Origin of the sequence: uncultured Gimesia sp. (genome assembly GCF_937910335.1) — a bacterium.
Classification (GTDB): domain Bacteria; phylum Planctomycetota; class Planctomycetia; order Planctomycetales; family Planctomycetaceae; genus Gimesia.
Window position 1 is genome coordinate 1 of the sequence record NZ_CALEMX010000409.1, and the last position, 18,177, is coordinate 18,177.

Here is an 18,177-nt window from a genome sequence, read left to right on the forward strand (position 1 = left end):
GAAGCGTAGGAAATGCGATAAAGTATGATGCAAAGCGGAAACGATTGATCGTAGACGGTCAACGACATTTAACCCCCGCTGAAAAGCAACGCCTGCAGAAAATGGTGCCCGTTGAAAAAGGCCCCAATGGCAAATTGACAGGTGGCACCACACTGGAGCAGGAATTTTATGATGCCGTTGAGAAAGTTTATGCCCGCTCTGCCCGGCTCAGCTACATTGAGCAAATGCGAGCTTCCCTGCGTGGTAATCCTGAAGTAGCCGGCTCGATCAATAAAAAACAGGAAGGGACAATTGACGGCAAAAAGATCGGCAAAATCGAGCAGTACAAAAAGTCTCTGGAGCGATATGAACAAAATCTTGCCAAAGCAGATCAGACCTATAAATTAGACCATCTTAATAAACACTGGGCTGAAATTCAGGGAATGCGGGCCAGTCTCGTCAATCCGATCCGAGGACTGGAAGACGAGATGAAAACCGAAGCCTCAAAACTGCTCACTGCAGAACAAATTGCTTTAGGACCCGTACCACCTGCCGACACACAAATGTATCGCTTGAATATGTTAACAACTGCCAGCCTGACCATCCTCGGAATCATGCTTCTAGTCGGCTTCGGAACCAGAATCGCCGCAATAGGCGCAGCAGGCATGCTGATGTCATTCTATCTGGTCATGCCCCCCTGGCCCGGAGTTCCACCAGCACCAGGACCTGAACACAGTTTGTTTGTAAATAAAAATATCATTGAAGCCATCGCATTATTGGCCATCGCCAGTCTGCCTACAGGAACCTGGTTTGGCATCGATGCTTTGATTTCTCGTTTTTTCCGCAAAAAGAAAAAACCTACTAAGTAAAGCTATTGATTCCACCAATAATTTCGTAGGAATTGTAGAAAAATCTAATAAAAACCGTATTTTCAGACTAAAATCGAACAACTTAATCATTCCAGACCGGAAATCGATACGCGATGCGTATCAGGAGCAAAAATATGAATTTAACTCCCGAACAGGAACAAATCGGCAAAGATAACTTTAACGAAGCAGTAGCGTTTTCACGGCGTGATTTCATCACAGCAGCCGCTGCAGCTACCACTGGTTTAGGTGCCGCCTATTTTGGCTATGAAAAACTCAAAGGCGAACCAGTCAAAGTCGGCTTCATCGGAACCGGTGACGAAGGGAGTGTGCTCATCACTCAACATCCCCCCGAATACATGGAAATCGTCGCCATTGCCGACTTGCGACCGTCAAACCGCATGAAAGCTTTGCACGGTCACGGCAACGAGCATCGTGTGGGATTGATCGAAAAACTGGGCCAGGAAAAAGCATCGAAAATCAAACAATTCGATGACCATAAGTCTTTGATCGCAGCCAAAAATGAATTAGGGCTGGAAGCAGTTGTGATTGCCGTCCCACTCAGTCAGCATGCCCCCATTGCAGCTGCCGCTTTAGATGCCGGTTTGCATGTACTCTCTGAAAAACTGATGGCACATAATATTACCGAATGTAAAGACCTGATTAAAAAAGCACGCGATAATAAACTGCTACTGGCAGTAGGCCACCAGCGTCATTACAGCGTGCTCTACGAAACTGCCAACGAGCTGATTAAAGAAGGCAGGCTCGGTGACATCAGACACATTCGCGCCCAATGGCACCGCAACAATAGCTTCCCCGGTCGCGACAGTTGGCGCAAAAGTGTTCCCGATGAAGACACAAAAGCACTGGAAGCCAAAGTCAAAGAGTATGGCTACGATGACATGGACGAACTGGTCAACTGGCGTCTGTATAACAAAACCGGTGGTGGATTGATGGCAGAACTCGGAAGCCACCAATTGGATGCCTGCAGCATCTTTCTAGGAAAAGTCCACCCCATTGCCGTGCAAGGTTATGGCGGGAAAAATTTCTATGGCGTCAAAGGCATTGGCTCCAAAGACAAACAGGAAGACGATCGCGAAATCGATGACCATGTCTATGTGACCTTCGAATTCCCAGGTCCCAATTACGATGCCAAAACCAATCCACGCGATATCTGCATCGTGACTTATTCATCAATCAATACCAACCGCTGGGAACCTTATGGGGAAACAGTCCTGGGTAGCCGCGGCACATTGATCATGAAGACCGAAAAAGAGGCACTGCTCTTCAAAGAAGCCAGCCCCTCGACAGGTGGCGGTGGACCAGACCAGCGTCTATGGGTCATCAACTCCAGTGATGGGAGCGGCCCGGTTCTGGACGCGTATGAAACGACGGCCCCTTCTGCTGCCGCTTCCGACGTAAACCGGGCGATTGGCGAAAAAATCAGCCGCGGATACACGGAAGAAATGGAGCATTTCTGCCACTGCGTTCGCACCAATAACTTCAAAGGCCCTTATGAAGGTGGTTTGAAATGTAACGGAACAGTAGCGATGGCCGATGCCATTATGGCTCTGACTTCCAACCTGGCAATGAAGCACAAAATTCGGATTGAATTCAAACCCGAATGGTTTGATCCTGATAACCCAGCCACACCGGAAGCTGATTTTGCAGATAAAACTGCTTGATCATTGTCTATTGAATTCAAACGCTAATTCAATCATGATTCAACAATGCCGAGGAATACCCACCTCGGCATTGTTTCTTTTTAAATTATTCAGCACCTCAGCTCTAAGGAAATTCACGTGTCGCAAGGACGCAAGGCAGGCCTGTTGCTTATTTTTGTGACGGTCTTTATCGATTTGCTCGGTTTCGGAATCGTCTTACCGTTACTGCCTCGATACGGAGAACACTTTGAAGCAGGTGGCGGCACGCTGGGTCTACTGATGGCATCCTTTTCTGCGATGCAGTTTCTGTTTGCGCCAATCTGGGGACGTCTCTCTGACCGTGTTGGCCGACGCCCGATACTGATTCTGGGACTCGCAGGCTCCACCATCTTTTACGGCATGTTTGGCTTCGCAACATCACTGGGTAAAGAAGGCATGTTTCTGGGAATTGGTGCCTTATCCTGGTTATTCACTACACGCATCGGTGCAGGAATCGCCGGTGCAACGATCCCAACAGCGCAAGCTTATATTGCAGACATTACCGGACCCAAAGAACGGGGAAAAGGCATGGCGCTCATTGGCGCGGCATTTGGTATCGGTTTCACGTTTGGACCTTTGATCGGGGCCGCCTTTGTCTCTTCCGAAGTGGGCGCTACACCGAGCGCGGCGCCGGGATATGTTGCCTGCGTTCTTTCGGGAATTGCCGCTTTACTCTCGATTTTCATGTTGCCCGAATCTCTCAGTAAAGAGAAGTCAAATTCACTTTCCAAACGTCTACACTGGTTTGATATCAACAGTTTCCGCCATGCTCTGACTCGCCCACAAATTGGTTTGATCCTGTTTACCATATTTTTAACCACTTTCGCCTTCGCACAATTCGAATCCACTCTCTCCCTGCTGACTCAAGAACTGGGATTTGCCGCCCGTAGTAACTTTTACGTTTTTGCATACATCGGATTAATCCTGACGCTCAGTCAGGGAATTCTGGTCAGACGTTTGATCCCCAGAATTGGTGAATATCGTATGGGAATGGCAGGGATTATCTTGATGGTGGCAGGCCTGCTCCTGATCGGCGTTGCAGGTAACTCTGGCTCCTACGCTTTGCTGTATGCCGTCCTCCCTATCTCTGTCGTTGGTTTCTCTGCAACCACCCCTTCTCTGCAATCACTTCTGTCACTCAATACACCAGATGATGAGCAAGGCGGAGTCCTGGGAGTCGGACAAAGCATCTCGGCTTTGGCCCGCATTCTGGGTCCACTGGCCGGGATTGTTCTCTTTAAAGGAACGCAAAACGGTTTGATCCCGGGCAGTATCAACTCCCCCTATTACGTCGGTGCGGGCATCATGCTGATGGGACTCCTGTTGATGAGCGGCCTGAAATCTAAGACTACAAATTCAGACAGTACCGCTAAATCTGATACCTGAAATAGCACAAAAAGTAATCCAAATAACCCGATCTTGCCCTGAAGACTCGATTCTGTTAATGATATATCCCGTTTGAATTCAAAATTACCAGACCGACACTTTAACAGGCACGGATGCCATGCGTTATCGATTCTTAAATTCCACATGGACCAGACCCGTTCTACTAGTCCTGGCCACTCTCCCTCTCATGACAGCCAGTTATGCTCATATAGCCGGATCACGGCCTCAAAAATCAAAGGCAGGTGAGCCTAGGCCTGCATTGGCTTTCGAAACCTATCTTGTTGACACCGGCCCTGTCAAAGAAACAACACGCACCGTCGGAGCTCGTTTTCGTTTTAAGAACCTCAGCAAACATACAGTCACCGTAAAAAAACTCGTCCCCAGTTGTGGATGCCTTAATCCTCAGCTGGAGAAAAAAGTCTACCTGCCCAACGAAGTCGGCGAGTTTCAACTCAAAATGGAAACTGCTGGAGAATCACCCGGCCAGAAAGAATATTTTGTCGATTTCAACTACGAGGATACTCAGGAACGCTCCACAAGGCTAACACTCAAACTGGAATTACCTACCCGCAGACTTGTCGTGAAACCCAAAGCGCTGGTCGTCTATCAATTCACACCCGGTCGCACCACACACCCTGTTACCGTTTCCGATTATCGCGCAGGAACCGATTTCAAAATCATCAGTGTGGAAAGCACGACAAAGTACGCCAAAGCAGAACTCGGCAGCCTGGAAATCAAGAATGGGATTCGACAGCAGAAACTGAATGTGATCGTCGAGGACACCATTCCCCCCGGAAAGCATAATGGACTGATTGTCATCAAAACCAATGACACCGATTTCCCAGAACTTTTTGTTCCGATCATCATTCAAGGTCCCGATCGAAAGACGGCGCAAAGAAACAAGACTGTTTCTCCAATTGCCAATTAGACCTCGCTTAAATGCCGTTCCCCATGAGACTTAAGCGAATTCCACAAAACTGATTTCTCAATCTTTCGGAAATCCTTCAGATTCTTGTACGGAATCCCGTCCGGAGGGTCACTATTAGTGATAGAGACCCGTTTCCCATGTGCTTTCGCGGGTTCTGACTTCAAATGAACTTAGACGGCTCGTAATTTCTTCAACGGACAATGGTGCTTTATGCGTTTGACATTAAGAACATTAATCGCCTACCTGGATGACGTTCTCGAACCCAATCAGATTAAAGAGATTGGGAAGAAGCTCGAAGAAAGCAGCTATGCTTCCTCGCTTGTTGACCGAATCAAAGACGTCATGCGCCGACGACGCCTGACCGCTCCAGAAATAGAAGGGGCTGGTTCCAACCCGGATGCCAATACGATTGCCGAATATCTGGATAATACATTAACACCAGAGATCGTAGCTGATGTTGAAAAAGTCTGCCTGAATTCTGATGTCAATCTCGTGGAAGTTGCTGCATCTCATCAAATTTTAACACTGGTTCTCGGAGAACCAGCAACAGTCAATGCAAATACACGCGAACGGATTTATGCTTTAGGCCCCATCGCAGATGAACACGTCTTGGGTTCCGTCGCTCCCGGAGTAGAAACAGCACCAAACCAGAACAATACTACTTCAGAACCAGGCCAGCAGCCTGCACAAGATCCCTTAAGAAGTAGCGTTCCTGCAAAAGATCCCGAGCCTTTTTCTTCCCGCATTCCCGACTACCTCAAGACGAAACCATTATGGAAACGGTTCACACCTTATTTCCTGATCTTGTTAGCAGCCGGCGTCTGGGCAGGCCTTTTCTTTGGCGATCCCACTTTTTTTTCAAATCAAGACACGTCGACGCAACTAGCAAGTCATTCACAAGATAATCAGGTAGCCCCTATTCCTGTACCGGCAGACACCGAGCAGACAGAAACTGGCTCTGCTGAAAATCAGCCAGTAACGACACAAACAACAGCCACAGATGGCCAATCTTCAACGAAAACTCCTCAGTCAGCCCCGATGGACAAGAAACCGCTGGCATTCGATGCGCCACCTCCGGCAGATGCAGAGAATGAGAGCGTCGCAAAACCCAACCCAACAAAGACTCCCTCTGTTGAACCACCCGCAGCGACACAGACTGTAAAGACTGACACGACGAAAACAAAACCACTTTCGACACCGCCCGCAACTACAGCCCCCGATAAAACTGTCGCACTGAATACGGCTAACATCCCAAAAAACAAAATCCCACAAAAAATTGAATTAGCAGATGTTCCAGAAAAGGCACCGGCTGCTCAAATCGAATCTGAGAACGGCTTCTTTCTAACTCGCGCAGGAGACAAACGCGAATTCGCAGACAAAAATGACTGGGTCTCCCGTTCAAAGGTCAGTCCGATTCAAGCTGGCATGCCCGTTGCTTCACCCGAACCATTCACCGCACGAATCAATATACCAGAAGCCCTCTGCAAGGTCGTACTACTTCCCGGCACCGCTGTTACGTATGAAGGCAAAAATAAAGCCGCTGAAATGGGTTTTAAGATCCAGGAAGGCCGAATCCGTATTGAAGCATCACGTGGATTAAATGACGCAAAAAATGCAGCGGGCCCCATTCTATCGATAAAAGTAAGAAACGAGCTCTGGCGAATTGAACTTGTCACCACAGACAGTGTTTGTGGGATTGAAATCGATGCAGTACAGCCAAGCAAACCCGGGGAGGCACTTGGCGATAATAGTTATACCGGAATTTTATATACCTACTCAGGCATGATCCGTTTCTCTGATGGCAAAGGCAAAGTACAGACCATCGATGCCGGAAACTGGATGTCACTTTCTGCCAAAGACCGTGCTGAAGAAAAGATTCACCCTTCCGGACAATCAAAACCTTTACGTATCCCCCGTTGGGTCCAACCTGACTTTAATGACAACTCTTACCTTGCACGCCGCTCCATTGCAGCCTTTGCCAAAGAATTGAATGACGACCAACTCGTATCGCTCACAATGCCTGCAATTACCAAGGATTTGAAGCCGAACATTTCAGACCTGGGAACGAAATCCCTGGTAATAACTAACCGCTATCAGGAATTGGTGAAAGTGCTTAATGAAGTAGACCATCATGAATCGCGGATTACCGCCATCAACGGAATCCGTAACTGGCTCTCGCGCGATCCTGAAAATGGAAAATTATTGACAGTAGCGCTGCAAGAACAGTTTTCTCCAGAATTGGCCGAGATCATGGAACGACTGCTTTGGGGATTCCAGAAAGAGGATGCACAGGATCGGTTCATTTCAGGCAGGCTCGTAGAATGGCTTGAGCATCCTCATGTTGCTGTCAGGGAATTGGCCTTCAATTATATCCATCAGCTCACAGGCAGACCGATCGACTACTCCTCCATTGCAACACCAACGCAAAGACGCTCAACTGCGCGAAAATGGTTCTCGCATATTGAAAAACATGGATCACTCGTCGAACCAGATCCAGCTGCACCAGCCCCGCAAAAGTAATCAATATGCCTGTTCCTAAACTCGACGATTGGAATCACATCACCCAGCAATAAACACACCTATTTCATTTATCAGTAACAACTTAGCATTCATAATATTTTTTATCCCCGCATTCGATTTCCGTAAAAAAAATTGGAAGATTCCTCTTGCCGACATTTCAAAGGATTGTTATCTTTCCTGCACTTCCTCCTGGTCATTTCATGACTTAAACGACTCAAACAATTCACTTCCTACCCAAACCATTTTCTGACAGCATCAATCCAGCCTCTGATTTTGTTTTCATGCTTACAAACGATGGAGATGTGCACGATGCACTCAACCCGGATTAAAAATTCGTCTATCAGCTTCATGATCATTACCTTATCGCTGGGAACTTTAACATTTTCCGGTTGCAATTCGATGCACGGAGTTGCCAGTAATGAAATGGGAAATGGCTATTATCAAAGAGGCGAATATGCCAAAGCACAGGCAGCTTTTACGCGAGCCATTGCTGACAATCCAGGCAACCCAGATTATGTCCATAACCTGGCAATCGTTATGGAAAAAGAAGGGAATCTGGCAGGCGCCGAACAGACCTACCGCAATGCATTAAAAATTGATCCATCCCACCAACCCTCTCACCACGGATTGGCCGAACTGATGATCAGCCAGGGACGTCAGCAGGAAGCAGTGCAACACGTCACCGCATGGCGGGACACCCAGCCTTACATCGCAGAATCCCATCTGGAAATGGCATGGTTGCAACAACAATCTGGAGACATTACAGGCGCAGAGCAATCTTTGAAAACAGCATCGAATATCGATCCCAGTCATCCCAAAGCACTGGCACATTTGGGACAGGTATATCAGCAGACAGGACGGTCACAAGAAGCACTGGCCATGTATGAACAATCTCTCCACTCAGAATGGTATCAACCACAAGTACAATCACGGATCGCTTCCATCAAAAAGCCATACGCGACTCCAAGCTCCAACGACCGAATTGTCGCGAAAGGCTGGGAGCATGGACCACTTGGTAACGGCAGCCTGTTCCGCTATCAGACTCGCACAGCCCATGCAGGATATACTCACCCTCTGCCCACATACGGTAGCTCAAATCCGGGAACGATCGCTATGATGAATTCCCCCCAGATGAGCCATGCCGGTGCAATACCCAGCCAGTCACTGGCCTCACAACCTATGCTCGCTGTACCCGGCCAACCAATTCGATTAGGCTCCCCCGCAATGGTGGCCACTCCCGATCCAATCAATGTGGATCCGGCACATTATCCGGCCGTACCAGCCACAGCAGGTGCACCAGTTGTATCGCCTTACTAGGCGACAGTCAGACATCAACCAGCAACGCAATGATTCCCCCTGCGGAACGAACAGCCTTCAATCAAGAGGTTTCACCGCAGGGATCAAACGATAGATCGTATCGATGATACGCTGATGATGCTTCGAGCGATTCACCGTGTTACTTTGCATCAACAGCACGCCGACCAGTTCACGCTCAAAGTCGACCCAGGCGACGGGGCCGGAATAACCCGGATGCGAAAGAATACGAGAATTACCATTCACCCCGCTCTTGTGAATCTGAAAAGCTAGACCATAGCGACCATTGGTTCCCGGTTGGGGTTGGTAAAGTTGCTGTAAACTCTCTGCACGAATGATTTGTTTTCCGTTGTGAACACCACGATTCAAATGCAATTGCATCAATAGACCAAGATCGTCAAGTGTCGTATAGACACCACCGCCGGCCGTAGAGAGACGCTTGTTTTGTCGGTCTGCCACTTCTAACGCGAAAGAATCCGGTTCGAAGACTCCAGCCTTATTTGACTGGTAAAGTGGCGCAAGCTGTTTCAGCTCCTCTTCTGTTGGCTGAATGGTCGAACGTTTTAAATCCAGTGGTTTAAAGACACGATTTTGCATCAATTCCACGAACGTTTTCCCCGTTATTTTTTCAGCAACACAGGCAGAAAGATCAATCGGCCGACCATAAAGCATGCGTGTCCCAGGCTCGTTCACAAGCCCCACATTCAAACAGCCCTTCACAAAATCCTGAGGACTCTTGGGAAAGAAATAATTCACTAGTTGCGGAGAATTTTTATCGAGACTCTTTTCTGATTTCAACCAGCGATCGTTTGGAATCCCCGTCGTATGACTAAGTGCATGGCGTAAGCGAACTGGTTGCTTTGGTTTCGTCCCATCCTGCAGACCGATCTCAGAAAATTCGGGAAATGTTTTGGAAATGGGATCATTAAATGACAAAAGTCCCTCATCGACCAGCGAAGCCATTAGTGTGGCGGTAAATAACTTTCCCGTCGAAGCCAGCCAGCAGAGTTGGTCAACACTAAATGGTTTTTTCGATTGAATGTTAACCACACCATGTGCTTCCCGCATGATAACTTTACCACGGTGGATCAGTAGAACAGAAATTCCCGGGTAATATCCTTCATTGATCACCGCCTGAATTTCAGCACGAATTTTAGATCGGCCCTCTTCACTCAGACTCTGTTTTTTCACTAGTTGAAAACCGGGAATCGGCATTTTGACGGCATAAAGTGATGTCTTTGCTGTTACATACAATGTTCTGCGATCGGACCCGCCAAAAGTACAGTTCGCGGGACCTTCAGGAAAAGGGATCACTGCCCGCGTATCGCCTTCCGGACCAAACACCTGAATACAATTCGCCCGTGGACGTGTGACATACAAATTCCCTTGAACGTCAACCGTTAATCCGTCGCCACCGCTTGCCGGCTGACCTTCGCGTTGAATAAGCGCACCAAAGTCACGTCCCGGTCCAATCTGACCGGGTGCTTTGATCGGATATGCAAGAAACTGTGCCTGCCCCGAAGGGAGCACATACAGCGTTTTTTCATCAGGAGAAAGTAGCACGCCGTTACAACGTGAAACATCGCTCACCAGCTTTGTCACTTTTCCTTCAGGAGAACAGTAAAAGACACTACTGGGGCCGGGATTCTTTTTCGAACCGCCGATATCGCTAAAATAGACACCACCACTCGAATCGAGAACAAGATCATTGACGCGGTAGAATGAATTCCCCTCGCAGGCGTCAGCGATCACGTTATAATCTCCACTAGCGACATCATAGGCAACGATCTGCGATGGTGCCCCCGGAGTCTTTTGACTTCCCGACTGACAGGCATAAAGGCGACCATTCGGATGAAAGAACAGACCATTTGTTCGCAAACTGTCTTCAAGAAACGTTGTCAATTCGCCTGATGCGGCAACACGATACGCTTTTTCTGTTCGCAAATCAGAGAAATAAACGTTTCCCATTGCGTCCGCAGCTGGCCCTTCTGTGAATTGAAAACTGGAATGCACCTGACGCACATCACCTATCGCACCGATGCCTGTTTGCTTTTGATTTACTGATGGCCTGATGCGTAGATTGCGGAATTCCAAAGCTCCCGCCTTTTCTCCCTCCGGCCCGCCCGAGTCACCACCAAGCCCGAATGTCAGTTTGCGTTCACCGATATAATCGGCCTTTACCTTGAACTCATTGTCGTTGACCATAACGGTCATTGCAGTCCCGTCAAATTGAACGCGGACTCGACACCACTGGCTTGTATTAATCTGATGCGATTTCTGTAGAAGATTTTCCGACTTCCCTTTCTTTGCATGTCCAAGAACACGAACCTGATCGCGACTGATTACCAGATGCACAATATGTCCGCGTTCCTGCGAACCATTGAATATGATTCCTGCAAATTTCGCTTTGCCTTCTAGTCGAAACTCGAAATCGACTTTCCCGTCGCCTAGCACGAATCGTCTCATCTTAACCGGGCCATGCCGTCTTGGCCCCGACTCATAGCCCCGCAAAACTCCTTTATTCGCCTTCCATGTTCCCAAACCCCAGAACCATTCTTTTGAAAGTGGTTTCTGAAAGGACTCCTCAAGTAGAACAAGCGATTCGTCCGCTTTCGCAACAGTCGATATCAGCAAAAACAGACAAATTAAAATTCGTGTTATCTTCATGGTTTAAAGCTTTCAAAAGTCCATTTCTTTTCACCGGCCCTTTTGTCGGTAAACTGGATGCAGCACATTCCAAAATCAAGAAGTCGATCGTACGGACGGTTCGTCTTTAAATACTGAGTCGAAACAACAAAGGCTCATCGTCGATCCTTCTCTGTCGGCGGGAAGCGTTTGCGTCGGTCGCTGTCAATCGGCTTGCCCGATCGTGTGCTCCACCATTGATCTGCACGTTTCGGATCATAATTCGGATTGGGTATCGGCATCCGTGCAATCACATCCCCACGCCATGCCTTGAGTTTTGATCTCAAGTCGGCAACACGTCCCTTCTTTTCACTCGCAAGGTTTTTTGATTCACCAATATCCTGAGTGATTTGATACAATTCAACATCACCGGTGCCATCGAGATACTCGATCAACTTCCAGTCGCGTTCACGAATACTGCTGGCCGGTCGATCGTGATGATAGTGCGGATAGTGCCAATGCAGTGCATCACGGTTGAGTTTGGCTCCCGGTTCCGAAAGTAGCGGCTTCAAGCTGAGGCCATCAATTGTCTGATTCTTAGGAAGCGAACCGCCGGCAAGATCAACGAAGGTGGGATAGAAGTCGTACGTAATTGTCGGTTCGGAGCAGACGGTTCCCCCTTTCACAAGAGGCGGATACTTCACGATCAATGGCACGCGGACGCCTCCTTCATGCAACGAACCTTTCTCACCTTTGAGTGGTGCTAGACTCGAAACATTGTCATCAGCTTGTTCGCGATAGTCATAGCGGCGGTAGAGCCCACCATTATCCGATGTAAAGATAATCATTGTGTTGTCCGTCAGCCCTTCAGCTTCGACAGCATCAACAATTCGGCCCACCATGTCATCGCAATGTTCGATCATCGCTGCATAAACAGGATGCGGAAATTCGCGATTCAGCTCGTTTGCTTTCTTCCGATACTTCTCAACCTTTTCCGACATAGCTCCCAATGGAATATGGACTGCGAAAGGTGAAAGCAGTAGAAAAAATGGTTTATCCTTGTTACTTCGAATGAAATCAATACTCAGGTCTGCTTCAAAATCAGTACGATACTGCGCGGGCTTCGGTTTCAAATCAGGACGTCTCTGGACCCGGTAGGTTCCAGGCAGATGGGGCCCACCAATCACCGCCGAAAAATCGTACCCCTGCCCATCAGGCTGAAACTGTACTCCGGTGCCGAGATGCCATTTTCCGATATATCCAGATGAATATCCGGCAGACTTCAGTGACTCAGCAACAGTCACCGTATCCAATGGCAGTGCCATTGTAGGTCGCGGAGTAATCACGCGTTCAAATGGTCGCCAGTGACCGGAAATAAAATCAGTGATTCCGATACGTGCCTGATTCTGCCCCGATTGCAATGCACACCGCGTCGGCGAACAAACAGCGCCTGCCGCATAGAAATCAGTAAAACGCATACCTTCCGATGCAAGTTGATCAATGCGAGGAGTGTCGACGAAATCGTTGCCATAGCAACCGATGTCTTTCCAGCCCATATCATCGATAAAGATCAGAACAATATTGGGTGGGGCGCCAGCAGATGCGGCCGAAGAAACCAGGCAGCACAAAAGTGCGGTGAAGCACAAACAAATCGAGCGAATCATGAAGTCTTCTCCAGTTGTGTCAGAAATTGTTTGCTGTCTAAGAAACGACCGGTTTCTGTGCCATGATGCGATAGCTTAATGAGGAAAATGTTGTAGAGTCATCGAGCGATCTTTCGCTCAAATCCAGATCAGGAACAATCCTGACATTTCGCCAATGAAAACGACCACCATAACGACAACTCGAATATCGAAGCAGGTCCTTATTTTATAACGAGTTCCAGAACGGAAAACAACTTCCCATTTGGCTTGATTGCCACCTGAAAACGAGTTGCGTGCCACTCAAAAAAGACACATCTCAAGACGAATCATTCCTTGGCATTCAATTCGTTCAGTTGAGATCAATTCGCAATTCTGAGATCCATTACTGTTGAGTTGACCATGCATACTCTCTTGGTAGAATAGGTTTTCCGACGGGATGTAGCTCAGCCTGGTAGAGTGCTGCGTTCGGGACGCAGAGGTCGCAAGTTCAAATCTTGTCATCCCGACTTTTTAAAGAGTTGATTTACAGTCGCTTACAATAACGCAATCTGGTCTATGAGATTCCTGGGCCAACCAAAGTGTCGCTCGTATAATCAAGTGGCAAACAATTGCGTCTCGATGTCGTGAAATGCTTTAAATTCCAGGGCATTTCCACTGGGGTCTAGAAAGAACATCGTGGCTTGTTCACCTGCCTGGCCCTCGAATCGAATGTAAGGTTCAATCACGAATTCGATTTTTTTCGCACGCAATTGTTCCGCCAGAGACTTCCATCGATCCATCGTCAAGACGACACCAAAGTGGGGGACGGGAACACCGTGACCATCCACGGGATTTGCGTGCGACGCTATTTTTCCTTCAGGACCAATCCCCGGATTTAAGTGACACACGACCTGATGCCCAAAAAAATTGAAATCAACCCATGACTCGGAACTGCGGCCTTCGCTACAACCAAGTAACTCGCCATAGAACTCTCTGGCTTCAGAGATATCACGAACCTGAAATGCGAGGTGAAAGGGATCGAGCTGCATAGTGGGACTCGGCATTTTGATGGCGACTGAAACAATGGCGACTAAAACAACGGTCGAAATAGATTAACATAGATCCGCTGCCCCATCAAGAAGAAGCGCACAAGCATCGTTGTGTAAATCACCCCCTCAGATCCAGTGTAGTCTCTCCCCGCTCTATTACGACAGCAGTCCTTTTACGACATGCGCGCCTTCGACGCCTGTCAGCTTGAGGTCGAGCCCCTGGTATTTCACCGTAAAGCGATTGTGATCGATGCCCAGGCAGTGCAAGACACTGGCATTCAAATCGTTAATATGGACGGGATCTTTCACAATATTATAGCAGTGATCGTCGGTCTCGCCGTAATCGATGCCCGGTTTAAATCCGCCACCAGCGACCCAGGTTGAGAAACAGCGCCCATGATGATCCCGTCCGTGGTTGTCTTTTGTCAGCGTACCCTGGCTGTAAATTGTGCGGCCAAATTCACCGCCGAAGATAACAACCGTGTCGTCTAAGAGACCGCGTTGTTTCAAATCTTTCACAAGGGCGGCCGCTGGTTGATCGACTTTATCACAATTATTTCGAATTCCTTTAGGCAGGCTACCATGTTGATCCCAACCACGCTGAAAGAGTTGAATAAAGGGCACACCACGTTCAGCCATCCGGCGTGCTAAAATGCAGTTCGCGGCGAAAGTTCCCTTTTTGTTTGAATCAGGACCGTACATTTCAAATGTTGCCTGCGTCTCTCCACTCAAGTCCATCAAACCGGGGACCGAGGTTTGCATCCGATACGCCATTTCATACTGCGAGATCCGCGCATCAACTTCTGGATCGCCTGAAATCGCGGCTTTTTCCGCATTCAGTTTTGCCAGACCGTCCAGCATTTTTCGACGCAGTCCTCGATCGATCCCCTTAGGATCGGACAGATACAATACAGGGTCACCAGCACTCCGAAACTGGACCCCCTGATGACGCGAAGGCAAATTCCCGCTGCTCCAGAGTCGTGAATAAAGTGCCTGTCCGGGTCCATTACCGACGGAAATCATCACAACATAAGCGGGCATATCTTTGTTGGGACTACCTAAGCCATAACTGAGCCACGATCCAAAACTGGGCCGACCCAACTGTTGTGTTCCCGTATTGATGTAGGTAATAGCAGGATCATGGTTGATGGCTTCTGTATTCATCGTACGGATAATGGCTATGTCATCGGCGATGGATGCCGTGTGTGGTAAAATGTCACTGTTGATCCATGTTCCCCGTTCGCCATAGCGTTTGAAATTGAACATGGGCGCAACACAGGGAAACGATTTTTGACCGCTGGTCATTCCAGTGAGCCGTTGTCCTTTACGAACAGACTCAGGCAATTCTTTCCCGTGAATCTTCTTGAGCACCGGCTTGTAATCAAATAAATCAATATGACTGGGACCACCGGCCATGAAAAGATAAATGACCCGCTTTGCTTTGGGCGCAAAATGAGGCAGTCCCGGTAATCCACGTTGATCAGAACTTGTCGGACTGGCCGCGGATAACTTGGGAACATCCCCCATTAAACTGGCGAGTGCAGCAGCACCTAGACAACCACGGGAACGAGACAATAACTGCCGACGCGTTAACTGTCGCTGATATTCTTCAATTGGATTCATCGATCTTTACTCACGCGTTAAAGTTTCGTCTAAGTTTAAAATCGTGTTGGCAACAACCGTCCAGGCAGCCTGTTGAATCGCGTCTATTTTTTCATCTCTTGGAGATTCACCAACCTTCATCAGTTCTTCAGCCGCTTTGGGGTTTGCCTGATAGTGCTTCAAACTTTCAAGATATACGTTCAAAAGCACTTTGCGTTCTGAAGCACGGGGTTCCCTTGCCATTGCCAATAAACAGGCATGTGATATTTTCGCCTCATTTGACGTGCCGCCCTCTTTTAACATTCGATTTGCAAGTTGGCGTGCCGCTTCTACAAACTGGATATCATTCATCGTCACTAATGCCTGCAGCGGTGTATTCGTACGAGGTCGTCTGATCGTGCATTTTTCCCGCGTTGGTGCATCAAATATTTGCATATTGGGAGGAGGAGCGGATCGCTTCCAATAGGTATAGAGACTGCGTCGGTAAAGTTTCTCACCCTGATCCTGAACGAAGTCAGGTTTCCCGCTCAGCCCGACTTCTTTCCAGAGACCGGGAGGCTGATAAGGTTTCACGCCCGGACCTCCCATCGTTTTGTTGAGTAATCCACTGATCGCTAAAGAACTGTCGCGGACAAATTCTCCCTGTAATCGAAAACGAGCACCGCGCGCCAACAATCTGTTCGAAGGATCTTGTAAATAAGTCTCACGAGATGCCTCGGAAGACTGCCGATACGTTGCCGACATCACAATTTGCTTGATCATCCGTTTGATATCCCAACCTGATTCCCGGAAGTCAACTGCCAGCCAGTCAAGTAACTGGGGATGGCTGGGAAAGGCTCCCTGTGAACCAAAATCTTCCGGCGTGGTGACGAGCCCTGTTCCAAACAACATTAGCCAATAGCGGTTGATGGCGACGCGGGCCGTGAGTGGATGATCGTTCTGAAAAAGCCATTGCGCTAAACCTAAACGATTTTGGGCAGCATCTTTCCGCATGGGAGGCAGAACCGCAGGCGTTCCCGGTTGTACCTTCTGTTTGGTCGGTGCATCGTATGCGCCACGTGTTAGAATAAAAGTATCGCGAGGTTTCGCCATGTCACCCATCACCATCACAGTCGTCAATGGTTTGAGCAGCGTTGCCTCCTCCGCTTTCAACTTCTCTTTCTTTTTGAGCAGGGCAATATATTCATTATCTTCATGCTCCAGATAATACTGACGTAATTGTTGCTGTTGCTCTGGCGTTCGCTTTTCAGGAGCCACAGAGAGCAGTGTTGTGATGGAATGCTGTTTAGAAAGTGCGATAACTTCAGATTGACTGAGAGCGCGATCAAAGACTGCAATTTCATCAACGGCTCCCAACAGCCGCGAACTGGGATGCCGACTGCCAATGAGTAATGTTTTGGGAGTGCGAATCGATTCGGTTAATCGGTCCTGCTCAATCTTCCAATCCCATAACTGGCCATCGACATATATCTTAACTCCCTTCGCTTTGGAAGAACCATCATAGGTCACAAACACATGCTGCCACGTAGAGGGCTTGAGTTTTTTCTTCGTAGTAACCTTAATCGCATTCGTGGGCCATTTATTAATAATATGGACTGAAATTTTATCGCCTGAAATGAGAATATCATAACCACGAAAACTGTTGGCATCATCCATTTTCGCGAGCAATGCACCCGCCCCTTTGGGATCGAGATTGAGCCAACCACCGTAGGAGAATGAATCTGTCCGTTCAAAATCACACACTTTACCTAAATCGACATAAGTCTTACCATCGAATTTTATCGCCTGATCGTGGGGAGACTTCACCCAGTTCGCATTTCCATGAATGGTCCCTTTTCGATTCGAATCAACTTGATCGACGACCTGTTTTCCTTCCCCCCGATTGAGCACAAATCGCAGCAACTGACCTTCAACATGAGCGGGACTTGCCTTTTGCTGTTTCTCTTTTGTTTTTAACCAGGCGGCATATTGGGGACCAACCGACTTTTGACGGGCGGTGATCAATTTCTGGTTGTCTTTGATTCTGGAACGCATGGCTGGCAGTTTTTTCTGTTTTTCCGGATCGACCAATTCAACAATCGGCTTCGCGTTACCTTTGCGTGTCTGACTGCCCGCGTCGGCACTGATATTAAAGAATCCAAAAAATCGGTAATAATCTTCGTGCGAGATCGGATCGTATTTATGTTCATGACACTGCGCACATTCCATGCTTAGACCTAACCACACAGTCGACGTTGTCTTCACTCGATCAACCGCGTATTCAACACGGTACTCTTCCGGTATCAAGCCACCTTCATCCGTTGTGCCATTATTACGATTGAAACCTGAGGATACCATTTGTAATGGTGTTGCATTGGGAATCAAATCGCCGGCCAGTTGCTCTTTTGAAAACTGGTCGAAGGGAATATTTTCGTTGTACATTTGCACGATGCGATCGCGCCAGGCCCACATATCGCGTGGCCCGTCTGCATGATACACACTCGTGTCACCATACCGGGCCGCATCCAGCCTCATCAGCGCTATGCGTTCGCCGTAATGTTTTGAACTTAACAGTCGATCAACCAGTTTTTCATAGGCATCGGG

The 18,177-nt window shown here is 48.2% G+C and carries 11 protein-coding genes and 1 tRNA gene; 7 read left to right on the forward strand and 5 right to left on the reverse strand.

From position 1 onward, the window contains the following. The 6 genes from Q0668_RS16130 to Q0668_RS16155 form a co-directional block, all read left to right on the forward strand. The coding region (locus tag Q0668_RS16130) for a DoxX family protein (RefSeq protein WP_298866498.1) at positions 1 to 848 on the forward strand (848 nt) is incomplete at its 5' end. A gap of 134 nt (positions 849 to 982) precedes the next feature. Beyond that, a complete protein-coding gene (locus Q0668_RS16135; protein WP_298866500.1) occupies positions 983 to 2,530 on the forward strand; it encodes a Gfo/Idh/MocA family oxidoreductase in 1,548 nt (515 codons plus the stop codon). A gap of 117 nt (positions 2,531 to 2,647) precedes the next feature. Further along, a complete protein-coding gene (locus Q0668_RS16140) occupies positions 2,648 to 3,934 on the forward strand; it encodes an MFS transporter (RefSeq protein WP_298866502.1) in 1,287 nt (428 codons plus the stop codon). A gap of 118 nt (positions 3,935 to 4,052) precedes the next feature. Further along, entirely contained in the window at positions 4,053 to 4,862 is an 810-nt protein-coding gene (locus Q0668_RS16145; protein WP_298866504.1) for a DUF1573 domain-containing protein, read from the forward strand. Positions 4,863 to 5,072: 210 nt separating this feature from the next. Continuing rightward, positions 5,073 to 7,382: a hypothetical protein gene (locus tag Q0668_RS16150; RefSeq protein ID WP_298866506.1), complete on the forward strand. Its 2,310-nt coding sequence runs from the start codon at positions 5,073 to 5,075 to the stop codon at positions 7,380 to 7,382. Positions 7,383 to 7,691: 309 nt separating this feature from the next. Beyond that, positions 7,692 to 8,699 carry a tetratricopeptide repeat protein gene (locus tag Q0668_RS16155; RefSeq protein ID WP_298866508.1) on the forward strand — a complete coding sequence of 336 codons (1,008 nt, stop codon included), beginning with the start codon at positions 7,692 to 7,694 and terminating at the stop codon, positions 8,697 to 8,699. Between the two features lie 57 nt (positions 8,700 to 8,756). On the opposite strand, the gene Q0668_RS16160 is transcribed toward Q0668_RS16155, so the two are convergent. Then, the gene (locus tag Q0668_RS16160) at positions 8,757 to 11,363 is read right to left on the reverse strand and encodes a serine hydrolase (RefSeq protein WP_298866510.1); all 2,607 of its coding nucleotides are present in this window, start codon (positions 11,361 to 11,363) and stop codon (positions 8,757 to 8,759) included. A gap of 134 nt (positions 11,364 to 11,497) precedes the next feature. Next, positions 11,498 to 12,985, reverse strand: a complete 1,488-nt coding sequence (locus tag Q0668_RS16165) for a sulfatase (protein WP_298866512.1) — start codon at positions 12,983 to 12,985, stop codon at positions 11,498 to 11,500. 411 nt (positions 12,986 to 13,396) lie between these two features. Between Q0668_RS16165 and Q0668_RS16170 the strand changes: the two genes are divergently transcribed. Next, a tRNA-Pro gene (locus Q0668_RS16170) sits at positions 13,397 to 13,470 on the forward strand. 87 nt (positions 13,471 to 13,557) lie between these two features. On the opposite strand, the gene Q0668_RS16175 is transcribed toward Q0668_RS16170, so the two are convergent. From Q0668_RS16175 to Q0668_RS16185, 3 genes are all read right to left on the reverse strand, one after another. Next, positions 13,558 to 14,007: a VOC family protein gene (locus Q0668_RS16175; RefSeq protein ID WP_298866514.1), complete on the reverse strand. Its 450-nt coding sequence runs from the start codon at positions 14,005 to 14,007 to the stop codon at positions 13,558 to 13,560. Between the two features lie 141 nt (positions 14,008 to 14,148). Next, on the reverse strand, positions 14,149 to 15,615 hold the full coding sequence (locus Q0668_RS16180) for a DUF1501 domain-containing protein (RefSeq protein WP_298866515.1): 1,467 nt from the start codon (positions 15,613 to 15,615) through the stop codon (positions 14,149 to 14,151). Between the two features lie 6 nt (positions 15,616 to 15,621). Then, positions 15,622 to 18,177: DUF1553 domain-containing protein (locus Q0668_RS16185; protein WP_298866518.1), on the reverse strand; the 2,556-nt coding region annotated here is incomplete at its 5' end.